Source organism: Microbulbifer litoralis (assembly GCF_023634065.1).
Classification (GTDB): Bacteria; Pseudomonadota; Gammaproteobacteria; order Pseudomonadales; family Cellvibrionaceae; genus Microbulbifer; species Microbulbifer litoralis.
On sequence record NZ_JALKCV010000010.1, the window covers coordinates 80692 to 95859 of the forward strand.

The following is a 15168-nucleotide window of genomic DNA, read 5'->3' on the forward strand; positions in this document are numbered from 1 at the left end:
CCAAACGCCGGTGAGCCCGCCTATCCGTACATATACTTCAGTGCAGTACCAGATAAGTAGTGTGGAGGCGCAGATGTCGCGTTGGAGGGCAAGGATACTCTCTGTGGTCGGGCTTGTTTTGGTGGTGGTTGTCGGTGTCGGCGGCTGGGTTGGCTACCAGAAACTGCCGAGAATTCCCGGTGTGCCGGAAGCGCCCGTGGTCGGGGTTCCGGAGGGGGCCCTGGATCACCAGCCACGGCCCGCCTATTCCGGCCCGCATCCGCGGGTCATGGAACGCCCGCCGGAATATTTTCCCTTTCCCATCGCAGTCGGCGAGGTGGGGCCGTCAGAAACGCTGTTCGCCGGGCCATCCACGTATCCCTTCTACTGCGGCGAGAATAAGGTCACCAATCGCCAGCCGCTGGTGGACAACCAGAAGGGGGAAGGGGTGCCGGTGTTCGCGCTCGGTGAAGAGGGCGAGCGCACCGAGGAGGTGATTGGCTACAGCCGCGACTGCAGTCACGCCACCGCGGTGGATTATTTTTACCGCAGCACCGAAGACGGGGATTTTCATCCGCTCGACGATGCCGATGGCGATATCGACCAGGTGACGGTCAACGGCCGCACCACCGATTTCATCGTGCGCCTGGAAACCGGCACCATCAATCGATTCTTCTACGCCATTGCGGTGTTGAAGGGCGAGGGGGAAACGGCCAAGAACCCGAGTCCGGGCAACTGGAACCGCCGCCTGATCTACCAGCTCCGTGGTGGTGTCGGCATCGGCCGGCGCCAGGGGGACATCAGCAGGAGCGATATCGTACAGCGGCGCGCGGACCAGTTGGCACGTGGTTACGGAATCGTATACTCCAGTGCCAACCAGACCAGCAACCACTACGATATCTGGCTGGCCGAGGACACGGCGCGCCGGCTGAAGAAGCAGTTCACCGCACTCTACGGCGAGCCGATGTACACCGTCGGTCTCGGTGGTTCCGGCGGCGCCATCCAGCAATACCTGTTTGCGCAGAATGCGCCCGGCCTGCTGGACGCCGCGCTGCCGCTCTACTCCTATCCGGATATGGTCAGCCAGACCATCTATGTCTTCGACTGCGAGCCCCTGGAATACTTCTTCGATGTGGTCGAGGCCGACAACCCGCGCTGGCGGGATGCCGACGAGCGCACCGTGATCGAGGGGCTGGCCGCCAGCAGCGAGGTCGAGAGCCGCTTTGGCATCCTGAAAAAGGCGGCCGCCCTGTTCGACGGCCGCTACCGCGACGGCACTGAGGGGGCCACCGAGTGCACCCAGGGTTGGCGGGGCCTGGTACCGCTGGTCAACAACCCGCGTTTTGTACACTTCATCAAGAATTACGCCGACGATGTCGCCAGCCGTACCCACTGGTCCCACTGGGAGGACCTGCGGCGCTTCTACGGTGCCGACGACACCGGCTACGCCAACAGCGCCTGGGATAACGAGGGCGTCCAGTACGGCCTGGAAGCCCTGGTCAGCGGCGATATTTCCGTCGACACCTTCCTGCGCCTGAACGCCACCATCGGCGGCTGGAAGAAACCGCTGAACCAGAACGATGAACGCCTCTGGTTCCTGAACGGCGAACTCTTTCCGGTCCAGCTGTCAGTCTGGAGCGAGCAGAACATGAACCTGGGCAACCTCGACAACCCGGCCCCGCGGACCCGCGCCCGGCGCGAGGCCATCGAGGGGATCTACCGCTCCGGCCATGTCTTCCTGGGGGACGTGGAAATCCCGATCATCGATCTCCGTCACTACCTGGATGGAGACCTGGACATGCACCACGCGTCGGCGTCCTTCTCCGCCCGCGAGCGGATCCGGCGCGCCCGTGGCCATGCCGACAACCAGCTGATCTGGGTCAGCCACAAGGACTACACGCCCCTGGACGAGGCGCTGGATACGATGGACCGCTGGATGCAGAACATCATCGAGAACCCGCAAGCCGGCGTTGCCGCCAACCGGCCGATAGACGCCAGTGACCAGTGTTTCGACAGCGAGGGCAATGTGATCGCCGCGGGTGCGGGCGTGTGGAATGGCGCCTGGAACAGCCAGCCGACCGGCCCCTGCATGCGCAAATACCCGATCTACAGCACGCCGCGCCAGGTGGCCGGCGGGCCGATTACCGGCGATGTCTTCAAGTGCGCCCTGCAGCCGATTCCGCGGGCCCTGGCCAAGGGCGCCTACGGGCCCTACTCGAGGGAGATCGCCGATCATATCGAGGATATGGAGCGTATTTTCCCCACCGGCGTCTGCAACTACAACCAGCCGGATATCGCGCGACCGACGGCGGACCTGATTCCCGGCAAGGCCCCGGTCGAGATTGCCGGCCAGTCGATCACCCCCGACTACCGCCGGCCGGTGAATCATCTCGCCGGAGAAGAGCCCGCGGATGCGGTGGAGCCGGAGCAGCCAATCCCCGTCTCACTCCCGCAGGGGCAGCAGGCAAGTGATTGAAACCAATTAAGTTTTTGGCGTGAATTTTGTTGACACCCGACTTCAATCCGGTATGATTCGCGTCGCTCGAGGGGCACAGCCCAGAGCGCAAAATGGGTGGTTAGCTCAGTTGGGAGAGCGGCGGCCTTACAAGCCGTAGGTCACAGGTTCGACCCCTGTACCACCCACCAAATCCTGTTGCAGGAGCCTGCTTGCAGACGAAGAGCAAAAAGCCCACTCGACAGGTAATCGCGGACCGGTAGTTCAGTTGGTTAGAATGCCGGCCTGTCACGCCGGAGGTCGCGGGTTCGAGTCCCGTCCGGTCCGCCATATTCAGAAAAGCCCCGCTCGTGAGAGCGGGGCTTTTTTGTATGATCGCTATAGACCGACTTCGTCATTCCGACGAAAGCCGGAATCCAGGTGCCGGTGGACTGAATTCTGGACCAGGTCCGGCCACCGCGCCGTAGGGTGCGCCATGCGCACCAAACTGTTCGATACCAGTCGCTCCATTCGCGCCAATGAAGAGCAGACCCCGCACATCGCGGACCTCTGCCCCCAAGAAAACCAATCCCACACCCAATGCCGTTAGAATCTGCCAGAACCGTTGCCAGCGAACCATCGAGCATGCCACCCCGCTACCTGACCAGCCTGAACCTGCAAGCCTTTATTCAGGCTGCCAGCGAAGTCCCCTATCAAAAGATCGAAAGTGATCTTTTCCCCGGTATCGAACTCTGGATCCGTCGCGACGACCTCCTCGACCCGCTGATCTCCGGCAACAAAGCCTACAAACTGATCTATAACCTGATCGCGGCGAGAGAGCAGGGCGCCGATACCCTAATCACATGTGGCGGCGCCTGGTCAAACCATCTCCACGCTACCGCGGCTGCCGGCGCCCGCTTCGGCTTCAGAACCCTCGGGATCATCCGCGGCGAACGCCCGCGCCTGTCGAGTGCGACACTGCGCGACGCAGAGCGGTTTGGTATGGAGTTCAGGTTCGTCAGCCGCGAACAATACCACTCGCGCAACCACCCCGGCTTCCTCGAACAGTTGAACATTGATCCGGCTGAAGCAGTCTACCTCCCCGAGGGCGGCGCCAATCTGGCCGGTGCCAGAGGCGCACAACTATTGGGAAAAATTATTGATAAGACATGTCCGATCAGGTTTTCTCAAGTCTGGGTGGCATGCGGGACCGGAGTCACTGTGGCCGGGTTGAGCACCGGCCTGAAAGCCACGCCGGTATATGGCGTGGAAGTACTCAAAGCCGGCCACTCAATTGCCCGCGACACAGAGTATTGGTCGGAAAGGCTCCAGCACGCCTCTCCTACCCGTGAGGAGATGGGTGGGGAGGGAGCAGTTGATCCGATCTGTCGAACTTCCCGGCAAGAAATCCATCTGAAAAACCAGTATCACTGCGGCGGCTATGCCAAATGCCCCCACCACCTGAGGGCGTTTCAAAGGGAGTTTGAATGCCAGGCGGGCATCCCGCTCGATCCCGTCTATACGGCGAAGCTGATGTACGGCCTCTGTGAGACTGCCAGGGTGGGGCAACTGGACGCCTCAGCGCGGATTCTGGCCCTGCACTCAGGAGGCCTCCAAGGGCGCCGCGGTTTCAGGCCTGAGTAGCGCTTCGCGTTTTGCGGGATAAGCAATACTGTCCCGCTCTACTGGTTCGACTCGGGTCTGCGGCTAAGGCATAATCGCCTGTCACAATTTATGGGGAGCATTCCCCAAAAAGGTGCACAAAAATTAGCCAGCTGCACCGACAAAAGAAGAGCATCAACAATCGCTGGGCCCAGATTCGGGCACCATGGGGGAGCGGTGTCGGAATTTCAAAACATCGGCCTGATCGGCCGCACTGAAAGTGACAGTGCCGTACTCTCGCTCAAACGCCTGATGGCGTTCCTGGAGCGGGAGGGCTTTGCAGTGGTACTGGAAGAGGAAACCGCCAGCGCCGCCCCCAACCACAACGCCCGTGTGGCACCCAAAGACAAACTCGGTGAGCTCTGTGATCTGGTGATTGTGGTAGGCGGCGACGGTAGCCTCCTGGCCGCTGCCCGTGCCCTGGCCAAATTCAGTGTGCCGTTACTCGGAATCAACCGCGGGCGTCTTGGCTTTCTTACCGATATTACTCCCGATGAAATTGAGCAGAAAGTTGGTGAGGTGCTGGCCGGCAAGTATATGGCTGAGAGCCGGTTTCTGTTGGATATGTCTGTGACTCGGGATGGGAAGCCGATCGGGAAGGGCTCTGCGCTGAATGATGTGGTTATCCATCCGGGTGAGTTTATTCGGATGATTGAGTTCGATCTCTATATAGATGGTCAATTCGTTTACACCCAACGTTCTGATGGTTTAATTATTTCTACGCCTACGGGCTCGACGGCATACGCCCTGTCAGGTGGGGGGCCAATCATGCACCCTAAGCTGGATGCCATAGTGCTGGTACCGTTGAATCCGCACACCCTCAGCAGTCGCCCTATCGTTGTCGAGGGCAGTAGCGAGTTCAAGATCATTGTCGGTGAACACAACACCGCTAATCCGCATGTAACTTGTGACGGTCATGATCAGGTCATTACTGAGCCGGGTGACGTCATTCGGATTCATAAGAAACCGCATAGACTGACCCTTATTCACCCTATTGATCATAATTTTTACGAAACATGTCGTTCCAAGTTGAACTGGCAGAATAATTAAGAACGAGGAAGTAAATGGAAAATCGGACCATAACTCCGGTCATTCTTTGTGGTGGTTCTGGCACTCGCCTGTGGCCTAAATCCCGTCGTATGTTGCCTAAGCAGCTGCTCAATCTGACTGGCGAGCAGACCATGCTGCAGCAGACACTGGAGCGTGTTCGTTGTTATTCCAAGCCGATTGTGGTCTGTAACGAAGACCACCGATTCATGGTGGCGCAGCAGGCGAGAGAGATTGGGTTCGACGATCTGACAATCATTATTGAGCCGGTTGGTCGCAATACGGCTCCGGCAATAGCCTTTGCCGCCCTCACTGCGCTTCAGGATGACGGGGATACTAATCTATTGGTACTGCCTGCCGACCACCTGCTTGACGATGTGGAGCAATTTCATGACGCGGTGGATAGAGGTCTGCAGACGAGCTCAGAGGGTGGGTTGGTCACTTTCGGCATTGTCCCAACCGCGCCGGAAACTGGTTACGGTTATATCCAAAAGGCTGGTGGCGACGCGGAAAATATTAAGCGCATTGCTCAATTTGTGGAAAAACCGGATTTGGCAACCGCTCAGAGTTACTTGCATGATGGTAGCTACTATTGGAATGCAGGAATGTTCCTGTTCGGAGCTAAGGCCCTTATGAGCGAGCTTGTCACTCATTCGCCAGCCATCGCTGCGACTTCTGAAAATGCAGTAAAAAATGCAGTTGTAGAAAGCGACTTCGTGCGCCTACAGAAATCCGATGTGGAGAATATACCAGAAGACAGTATTGACTACGCGGTAATGGAAAAAACAAAAGTCGGCTACGTGATTCCACTAGATTGTGGTTGGTCCGATGTGGGGTCATGGTCCTCGCTCTGGGAAGCTCTGGAGAAAGATGAGGAAGGTAATGTCGCCTTGGGTGATGTGATTCTGGAAGATTGTAAAAATTCTCTTGTCTTCGGTGAAGATCACTTGGTCGCTGCTGTAGGTGTTGATGATCTGGTTATTGTGGATACCAAGAATGCAACGTTGGTGGCTCCTAAAGGTCGGGCGCAAGAAGTGAAAGCTATTGTCAGTAAATTAAAGGTAGCTGGTCGGAACGAGCACGAGCTTCACCGCGAAGTTGTGCGCCCTTGGGGTAAGTACGACTCCATTGGCAGTGGACCTCGGTTTCAGGTTAAACGTATCACCGTCAATCCAGGAGCAAGTCTCTCCCTGCAAATGCATCACCACCGCGCTGAGCACTGGGTCGTTGTCTCAGGTACTGCGATTGTGGAGCGAGAGGGAAAGGAGACTATGCTTTCTGAGAATGAGAGTGTTTATATCCCGATCGGCACGAAACATAGACTGAAGAATCCAGGTATTCTTCCTATTGAATTGATAGAAGTCCAAAGTGGTAGTTATCTAGGGGAGGACGATATTGTTCGATTTGATGATAAGTATGGGCGCTCTTGAGGGGTGCTTTTTCGAAATTATGTAGCTAACCTCAAAAAGTTGCATTAGATATTTGGGCAATACATGTATGCTCGCAGTTATTTTCTAGGCTTTGAAGGCTAACTCTAAGCTTCATTCAATATATGGTTGTTTTGGAATGATTGATGAATTGAAAGCGTTTGTTCGAACTGAGAACATTTTTCCTGCACATGACAAGATGTGGCTGCAGGCCAAAAGTTTTGTTGATGGTCTAGGTATTACTGGTCGGATATTAGCGCCATTTGAATTTTCTGAATACTATCCTGAATTGGAGCCGGTTCAGTTTAGCTATTTCAAGAATGTCGATGAATATGAAGTGGTTGTGCTAAATAAGGCACAAATAGATAGATATGACGATTCTTTTGTAGATTCGGTGCAAGATAGTTTTGTTTATGCATTTGGTAACTCTGTCTTCAATGTTTACGTGAAGGATGGCGTGACTTCATGCCCAGACCTTAATCATAAGTACAGGAGGTTAAGCGTTGAGCATGTAATAAAAAGAGCTGTAAAATATCAACGTGGTTTCCCTCTGTTGCATAAAATAAAATCAAAACTTACAAATAAAACGCCTACTATTCTTGTAGTCTCAGCAAGTAAGTTTGGTAATGCCGGTGATGATGCTATAACTGAGTCTGCGGTGAAGATTTTAGAAAAGTCGTTCAAGGGTGCGTACATCCGTCTAGCACGACCTCCTTTTCGGCGTTGTGATGTTGACGGCGCAGATATTGTTGCCCTTGGTGGAGGAGGGGTTCTTTATGATTCGTGTTTTAATAACGCGATGAATTACTGTGATTATCTTTTTTACGCGAAAAGTAGGGGGAAGAGAACCCTTGGTATCGGGCTCGGTACACAAGGGATAAAATCTGCACGGGGTCGCGAGATGTATCGTCATGCCCTCGGTGGGTGTGAATTGTTAGTGGTTCGCAACAAGCGTGACGAGGAAGTTTTAGTAGAAGATTGCGGAGTTGAAACCGAGGTTTGCACAACAAATGATATTGTTTTTTCTTTTGGTAAGAAGTTTTCAAAGCAAAAGCTTGGTAAGCCTAGAAAGCGTTTGAGAGTTGCTGTATCACTGTTGGATTCAAAGAATCTTCTTGCTGCAAACGCCATGAAAAGATATCGCGAAGGGTGCAACGAGAGTATTGATTTCCTTTGCAAGAAACACGACGTGTGCTTTGTTGTACAAAGTAAAGATGACTTAGAACTTTACGATAAGTATGTGAGTGAGTATGGGGCAAAAGTCATAACATATGACTATGGAAATACTCGGAAATTTATTGATTTCTATAAAACGGTTGATTTGTCTGTTACATCTAGGTTCCACGGCTATATTTTTTCATTGCTGGCTGGGGTTCCTGTAATATCGGTTGGTTCAAATGCGGGAAAAATTGATCGTTTAATCAAGGCTGCAATTCCATCAGGGAAATTTGGGTACATCCCCTTGAGAGATTTTTCTATTGATTCATTTCATCAAGTTTTTAATGTTTTTATGGAGAGTCCTGAGCAATATATTCCTCTGCAGGCTGAAGTTGCGGAGGCCGTGAAGTCGGCGCAATCTACGGTGAATCATGTTAAGCGGACCTTTTCTTAAATTGGTGTTTTCTCCCTTTAGGGAGTTCTTGTCTGCCTGGAAGCTGGTTCAGTTAGAAGCGAATGTAAGGTATAAAAAAACGAACCTCGGTATTGTTTGGTATTTGTTAGCTTTTGTTTTCAAGGTTGCAGTTTTGGGGGGGGTGTATACTAAAGCCTTAGGTAAGCCACCAGCGGAGTATTTACCGTATTTAGTGTTGGGGGTTTCTCTTTGGGGGTTTGTTTCTGGATCGATCCAGTACGGTTGTGTGGCTCTGATAAATAATGAAAAGTTTATATATTTCGATAATGCAAGGCTGTTCTTTTTTGTGTTCAAAGGAGTGATGCGGGAATTCCTATTTGCTTCTTTGCTAATGTCTTGGTCGCTCTTCTTGACTTGTGTGTTGACAGATGTGGCAGTTGTATCGCTTCTGTTGTTTATGTTAGGTATGGCTTTGGTGTTTGTTGCTGTGTATTTGGTGGCATGTATTTTGGCGTTTATTTGTCTCGTGAGGGCTGATGTAACCCACTTTATATCGTCAATGATGAATGTTTTCTTCATTGCTACGCCAATAATTTGGGATTCTTCCGATGCGCCAGGACTCCAAAAGTTGATGGTATATAACCCCTTTTACTATCTGATCGAAGTGATGCGCTCACCGGTGTTGGGGCGTGAGTTACCGCCAACTTTGTATGTTTTTTTTATTGTTTTGATTCCGGTTTTACTACTGTTGTTGTGGGGTTGTAGTAAGCTCGTTCGAAAGGGATTTGCCTCATATGTTTGAAGGTGGGCTGATTTCTATGTCGCAGGCTTCCTATGGCTACGGAAAAGGTGCTCCGGTGCTCATTAATGTTGACTTGGATATACGAAAGGGCGATGTTGTTGTTATAAAGGGCGCTTCTGCATCAGGTAAGACAACTCTGGCAAAAGCAATAGCCGGTTTTTTGTCTCCTGATAGAGGGGTAGTCGATAGATGCGGGCGGGTTAACCTTCTAGTAAACAAAGGGCTGGGGTTGAAGCCAAGTTTGTCTTTATATGACAATGCAATGATTCGTTATCTGAACTTTAACTCTAGTCTGTCGACTTCTAGGCGTAAGGTGCGAAACATCCTGAGTTTTGCCAAGCTAGATGATCGATCACATGCTGCGCTTTCTTCTCTCCCATCGTTGCTGAAGTCCCGTTTCGCATTATGTTTATATTTGTTAAATAGTTACGGGCTGCTTGTTATTGATGAAAATATTGGCTTGAGTGACCCGGAATTTAGAGAAGAGGTCGACGATATTGTGAGATATTTAATGGAGCAGTCTGATGCCCTTGTTGCATTTTCTCGGAAACGAACTCCTTTTGATGCTTATTCTAATAGAGCCTTTACTATTGAGTCAGGACGGTTGATTGCTAGATAAAAAGGGTTTGGTTAGGGCTTGGGTAAAGTTTTTGATTGGTAATACTGATGAAGTTTTTTTCTTTTGCGCAAAATTTTGAAGATGTCATGCTGTGGCGTGTGTTGAGCGATGTTGAGTCTGGTTTTTATATTGATGTCGGTGCTGCTTGGCCTCGTGAGCACTCAGTAACCAAGGCATTTTATGATCGTGGTTGGCAAGGAATAAATATTGAGCCAAACCCTGAATTTTTTTCCAAGCTTGAGGAGGAGAGAGAAAGAGATATTAATTTAGCGTGTGCACTTTCCAGTGAAAAAGGTGTTGCCAACTTCAATATTATTAAGGGTACAGGTCTATCAACTCTTGATGCAAGCATCGCAGAGGATCACAAGAAAAATGGTTGGGGTATAGAGAAGCAGGAGGTTCCGGTTAGCACATTGCGTGACGTGTGGGAAGAGTATGTGCCTGCAGGCCGCATAGTGCACTTTCTTAAGATTGATGTTGAGGGTTTGGAGCGCGCTGTTCTCATGGGGAATGACTGGCGCAGCAACAGGCCTTGGATAATTTTGGTTGAGACCACGAAACCTCTATCGGTAGAAGATAATAGCCACGAATGGGAGCCAATAGTTTTGGATGCTGGCTATGAATTGGTATATGAGGATGGGTTAAATCGGTTCTATCTTGAAAGAGATAAGCTATATTTTCGAGAAAAGTTTAGGTTTCCGCCTAATACTTTTGATGATTTCGCTTTGGCTGAATATTCTGAAGCTTCATCGTGCTCTCAGGATTTGAGTACGGCTGATGGAAGGTTAGTTGATGAGCTTCGGACACAGTTACAGGCCTCTGATGAGTATGTTGATGATTTGCGGGCTCAATTACATGCTCGTGAAGAAAGCCTCAATTATATGCAGCATAAGCTGTTAACATCGGAGAAGGAATTGCAGTTGATTCACGCGGATTTATCTATATCTCGTTCGCACCTTTCCGAGTCTGAGGCACGTCTGTCTGAGGCTAATGATAAACTTTATCTGATGGAAAACAGTATTTCTTGGTTTTTGACAAAACCATTAAGAAAGCTAAATCCAAAAACTATTTTTAGATACACTTTTCGGAATGCTCGGATATGGATTTCCGATTATCCCAGGTTAAAGGTTTATGTAAAAAAGTTGCTAGCGTTAGTGCCCGGTCTTTCTCGTTGCTCAGCTATCGCATCTTTTGACGTGAAATCTTCTTCTAAGCGTTTCGCATACTTGGAGTTTGAAGATGGCAATGTGGCTTTCTGTATGGGGCCACTTAAGGATCGGCGCGGTATAGGTCGTGTGTCGCAAGCATTGTTCGAAAATTTGTGTTATAAGGCAAGCCGAGAGTTTTACTCTAGCGAACACCACAAGGAAGTTGATGCTGATTGGGTACATTTTTACTCTTCAATTCATTGGTGTCCAGATGAATTGCCTGAGAATTCAGTTGTTATGATTCATGACGTTATTCCATTGCTGTTTCCTGATATTTTTCCGGAGGTTTCGCGGGAATGGAATGGCCGTTTTAGGGCGATTGCTCAGAAGGCGGGTAAAATTATAACAATAAGTAAATCAAGTGCGGCTGACATATCTCGATTGCTTGACATAAGTCTTGAAAAAATCGAGGTTGTCTATAATGGGGTGGTGGGGCTGCCAGTTCTTTCCGGCAAGAGCGATATTAAGTTGCCAGACCAAGAGTTTCTTGTTTTTTTTGGTTCTCACGATTTCCATAAGAATGTCGATATTATTTTTTCTTCATTTCGGGATCAACGTCTAGAAGGATTTCAGTTGTTGATGATTGGAGATAATGAGCGTTGTAGACATCGAGTTTTCGAATTGGGGCTTGAGGATAGGGTAAAGTTCTTGGGGCGTTTGTCGGATGAGGAAGCGGGCTATGTAATTAGTAAGGCACTTGTATTGCTTTTCCCCAGCCTTTACGAAGGTTTTGGGCTGCCTCCATTTGAGGCTGCACTTTTAGGTACTCCATCGATATGTAGTAGAAGGCCTGCAATGACAGAGTTGCTTGATGGGGCAGTATTGTTCGCTGATCCTTATTCCGAAGAGGAATGGATTGAGGCAATTCTTAAGATTAAATCAGATTCGAAATGTCGTGCAACCCTATCTGAGAAGGGTCGTACAATTGCCGAAAAGTATAGGTGGGAGTTGGCGACTGAAAAGTTACTTGAAAGCCTCTGCTAAAAATGGAACCTCTTTTCTAAGGCGAGAGCTTGTTCTCTGAATTGGTGAGAAAGAGCTCTGAGTCTGAGTGACTGTACTCAGTCACTGCATGGGAATTTGCATGATTTGGAGACCTTTTAGGTTTTTTGTGAGTTTTAAACAATCTTTCATATATACTTAAGACTGGCTAATACTTTTTAAATTTGGAGTATAAGCAAAGTGGAAAGTGTGCTATTGATATAAGAGGTTTTGAGGTTGGGTGTTAAAACTGAAATTGTGCACTGTTATAGGACGTTCCTTCCGGAGTCACAAGGTGGGCTGGAGCAAATAATTCTGGAAGTCGCCCAGAATACAGCTCATTCCAGTGTGGTTACACTGGCTGCTAGTAAAGCAGATTATTCTGTTGGGAGAAGGGCTGTTCCGGTATCAGCATCAAAGCGTTGGTTCTCTGTGGCGTCTTGTTGTGTCGGTTTTGGAATTGTTGCCAACTTGTGGCGCCACAGCGCCAGTGTTTTTCATTTTCATTCTCCGTGGCCTTTTGGGGATCTTGCTTACCTCTTGGGGGGGCGATCGCGTCCCCTAGTGGTTACGTATCATTCCGATGTTGTCAGGCAAAAATTACTAAATGTCTTGTATTACCCATTAATGAGCTGCTTTTTGGCCAGAGCTGACCGAATTGTGGCGACATCCCAGAATTATGTGGCTAGTAGCCCCGTATTAGCCAAATATAGGGGCAAGGTTGAAGTAATTCCTCTAGGGATTTCCGAAGAAGAGTATCCAGAACCCTCTGGTGACTTACTGGCTGCCACGGAGCGATACTATGGGCGAGATTTTATGCTATTTGTTGGTGTATTGCGCTATTACAAGGGGCTGGAGTACTTGATTCGAGCCGCTGTAGAACAACCCTACAGGGTGGTCATAGCGGGAAAAGGCCCGGAGCTTGGACGGCTCAAAGCTCTCGCAAACGATTTAGAGGCAAGTAATGTAGTTTTTGCTGGTTTTGTGAGTGATGAAGAAAAAGTAGCTCTAATGAATCTCTGTCGAGCAGTGGTTCTTCCCTCGCATTTACGGTCGGAGGCTTTTGGAGTCACCTTGATCGAGGGATTGATGTATGGCAAACCATTGATTTCCTGCGAGATAGGTACCGGCACCAGTTATGTTAATCGTGATGGAGAGACTGGCCATGTAATCCCTCCTGCTAACCCTACAGCACTTCGTGAGGCTATGGGCGATTTTTGGAGAAATCCCCTAAAAGCCAAACGTGTAGGGTGGAAGGGGCGCCAGCGTTATGAAAAGTTGTTTACTGGAGAGCAGATGGCAGTAGCATACCAAAAGCTTTATCGCGATGTACTGAATAGCCGAGAGGATATGCAAACATGGCGAAAATAGCTGTGGATGCTCGTCCCCTGTCGACACCTACCACTGGAATTGGTCGCTATACCTATGCAATACTGAAATATTTAGTAAAAAGCAGACATGAATGGTACTTATATAGTCACCAACCTCTATTGGCTGACTTTCTCTCTTACCCTAATGTGACAGTTCGTTGTGGTAATGTCCGGCGGGCCAATATGGGGTCTTTGTTTGCCCAAACTGTTTTCCCTATTTGGGCATGGAGAGACGAAGTCGAACTTTTTTGGTCTCCGAGACATCACTTGCCACTTTGGCTTGGTCCAACCGTGTCTAGAATGGTTACGATTCATGATTTGGTCTGGCAGAAGTTTCCGGAGACCATGTCTTATCTCGGTTTGCAACTTGAGCGAATCTTGATGCCGCCGACGCTGAAGAGGGCGGACGCTGTAGTGACAGTTTCAGGCAGCACCGCGAGGGAGTTGGAGCAATCTTTTCCCGGTTGCGCTAAAAAGGTGCATACTATTTATGAGGCTCCTTTCCTAAAGATATCTGATGAGCCTGGCCCTGTGGGTGATTATTTCCTTTTTGTGGGTACTATCGAACCACGTAAAAACCTATATCGTCTTCTGCATGCTTATGCTCTCTATCAGGCTCAGACAGCGAAATCGCTACCGCTAAAAATTTGCGGCGGCAAGGGGTGGGGAATATCGAAACTAGAGAATAAAATCAGGGAGTTGGATATAGAAGGTAGAGTGGAGATTCTCGGTTATGTCGCCGATGACCAATTGCCGAGGTTATACAGAGAGGCGAGAGCGTTATTGATTCCTTCCCTGTATGAGGGTTTCGGCTTGCCCATCGTTGAAGCGTACAGTCAGGGTACTCCCGTCCTTACAGCCAATGTAGGGGCTATGGCTGAAGTTGCCAGGGATGCGGCTCTGATAGTGGACCCGGAGAGTGAGAGTGAGATAGCTAAGGCGCTAATGATTTTTACGCAGGACCACAGTAAAGTCGTAGACTTGCAGCTGCGTGCCTTGCGAAGATCTGAAGAGTTTTCTTGGGGGAGAGCATCAGTGGAGACGCTGGCTGTAATGGAGTCTATTATTTAAGGAATTTATAAAAAATAAATCGGCGCTAAATGTCTGTCCATGTCCTCGTGCTTCTGGGTGGTAAACAAGAGAAATTTATAGAGATAATTTTCCCTACTTTAGCTATAGTAAAAGCCAAACAGTTGAAGTGCCTAATAGAGAGGTGGTATATAATAGCTCGGATCTCAGAGCGAAGTGTAATTTCGATGCCCTGAGTTGAAGGGGTGAGATGGAGCAGCCTCTATAGCCCTTTAACCGCCACGTTGAACTTGCACAGATGAGATATCATCATCTCACCGAGGAAGAACGGTACCAGATTCACCCTGAATAAAGCAGGGCACAACTAAATCGAGATTTAGAGTTGATCGGGCATGGCCCGGCAACGATAATCCGGGAGCTGTGACTCAATCGCGGGGGAGCAAGGTTAGCTCCTTAAGCAGGCCTACCGGCTGGCCTGTCAGTGCTGGCAACGCATGCCGGATCAGCGTCAGTGATTGGCTGACGATTGAAGAGAAGTTACGTGTTGACCGAGCCCGGAGTAGTTATCGGACAGCACCGAGCTTGCGAGCACCTAGGCGATCTATCTGTATGTCTAGGAGAACAAGCGTGCCGGTGGGATCTCCACACCCGCCTTCGCTGCTAGAAGAAGCGACGCAAGCGCTATGCCTCGGGACGCGACCGGCGTGACCGGACCTGAAGGCCAGTCAGCGAGCGCCCTGTTATGGTCGATGAGGGGATCAGAATCGGTGATCAGGAAGGTGATTTTGTTATCGAGCATGGCCATTCAGGGACTCTTGTGGCGTTCGTAGAGAGCGACGCACACAGATCTGTAAGGCCGAAGCTGCTGACACTGTTCGCCCGGCCATGGCTGACATGTTGCGCAAGGTCAGGCGCGTCAGCCACACCCTGACTCTGGATAACGGAAAGGAGTTTTCTCAACACGAGAAGCTTGTCGAAGAGCTGGGGGGCAAAGCTATTTTGCGAATCCATACGCGTCTTGGCAGCATGGGCTGAAG

11 protein-coding genes and 2 tRNA genes are annotated in these 15168 nt (G+C 50.1%); 12 read left to right on the forward strand and 1 reads right to left on the reverse strand.

Annotation, left to right across the window (positions count from 1 at the left end; all coding sequences use genetic code 11):
• The first annotated feature begins 103 nt into the window (after positions 1 to 103).
• The 12 genes from MWN76_RS14915 (at position 104) to MWN76_RS14970 (ending at position 14173) form a co-directional block, all read left to right on the forward strand.
• Positions 104 to 2455, forward strand: coding sequence for a DUF6351 family protein (locus MWN76_RS14915; RefSeq protein WP_250462445.1), 2352 nt, complete (start codon positions 104 to 106; stop codon positions 2453 to 2455).
• Positions 2456 to 2549: 94 nt separating this feature from the next.
• Positions 2550 to 2625: transfer RNA gene (locus MWN76_RS14920), tRNA-Val, on the forward strand.
• A 62-nt stretch (positions 2626 to 2687) separates the two neighbouring features.
• Positions 2688 to 2764 (forward strand) — tRNA-Asp (locus tag MWN76_RS14925).
• A gap of 294 nt (positions 2765 to 3058) precedes the next feature.
• Positions 3059 to 4057, forward strand: a complete 999-nt coding sequence (locus MWN76_RS14930) for a 1-aminocyclopropane-1-carboxylate deaminase/D-cysteine desulfhydrase (RefSeq protein ID WP_250462447.1) — start codon at positions 3059 to 3061, stop codon at positions 4055 to 4057.
• Positions 4058 to 4252: 195 nt separating this feature from the next.
• Positions 4253 to 5125: an NAD(+) kinase gene (locus MWN76_RS14935; RefSeq protein ID WP_250462449.1), complete on the forward strand. Its 873-nt coding sequence runs from the start codon at positions 4253 to 4255 to the stop codon at positions 5123 to 5125.
• A 14-nt stretch (positions 5126 to 5139) separates the two neighbouring features.
• Positions 5140 to 6552, forward strand: coding sequence for a mannose-1-phosphate guanylyltransferase/mannose-6-phosphate isomerase (locus MWN76_RS14940; RefSeq protein ID WP_250462451.1), 1413 nt, complete (start codon positions 5140 to 5142; stop codon positions 6550 to 6552).
• Positions 6553 to 6688: 136 nt separating this feature from the next.
• A complete protein-coding gene (locus MWN76_RS14945; protein ID WP_250462453.1) occupies positions 6689 to 8161 on the forward strand; it encodes a polysaccharide pyruvyl transferase family protein in 1473 nt (490 codons plus the stop codon).
• A gap of 28 nt (positions 8162 to 8189) precedes the next feature.
• Positions 8190 to 8924: an ABC transporter permease gene (locus tag MWN76_RS14950; RefSeq protein WP_250462455.1), complete on the forward strand. Its 735-nt coding sequence runs from the start codon at positions 8190 to 8192 to the stop codon at positions 8922 to 8924.
• Positions 8917 to 9543, forward strand: coding sequence for an ATP-binding cassette domain-containing protein (locus MWN76_RS14955; protein WP_250462458.1), 627 nt, complete (start codon positions 8917 to 8919; stop codon positions 9541 to 9543). Before MWN76_RS14950 ends, MWN76_RS14955 begins: the two co-directional genes overlap by 8 nt.
• A 47-nt stretch (positions 9544 to 9590) precedes the next feature.
• Positions 9591 to 11735 (forward strand): FkbM family methyltransferase, encoded by a 2145-nt coding sequence (locus tag MWN76_RS14960; RefSeq protein WP_250462460.1) that lies wholly within the window; start codon positions 9591 to 9593, stop codon positions 11733 to 11735.
• 234 nt (positions 11736 to 11969) lie between these two features.
• On the forward strand, positions 11970 to 13103 hold the full coding sequence (locus MWN76_RS14965) for a glycosyltransferase (RefSeq protein ID WP_250462462.1): 1134 nt from the start codon (positions 11970 to 11972) through the stop codon (positions 13101 to 13103).
• Positions 13091 to 14173 (forward strand): glycosyltransferase family 4 protein, encoded by a 1083-nt coding sequence (locus MWN76_RS14970; protein ID WP_250462464.1) that lies wholly within the window; start codon positions 13091 to 13093, stop codon positions 14171 to 14173. Before MWN76_RS14965 ends, MWN76_RS14970 begins: the two co-directional genes overlap by 13 nt.
• A gap of 571 nt (positions 14174 to 14744) precedes the next feature.
• Here MWN76_RS14970 and MWN76_RS14975 read toward each other — a convergent pair.
• Positions 14745 to 14936: a hypothetical protein gene (locus tag MWN76_RS14975; RefSeq protein ID WP_250462466.1), complete on the reverse strand. Its 192-nt coding sequence runs from the start codon at positions 14934 to 14936 to the stop codon at positions 14745 to 14747.
• Between the last annotated feature and the right edge of the window lie 232 nt (positions 14937 to 15168).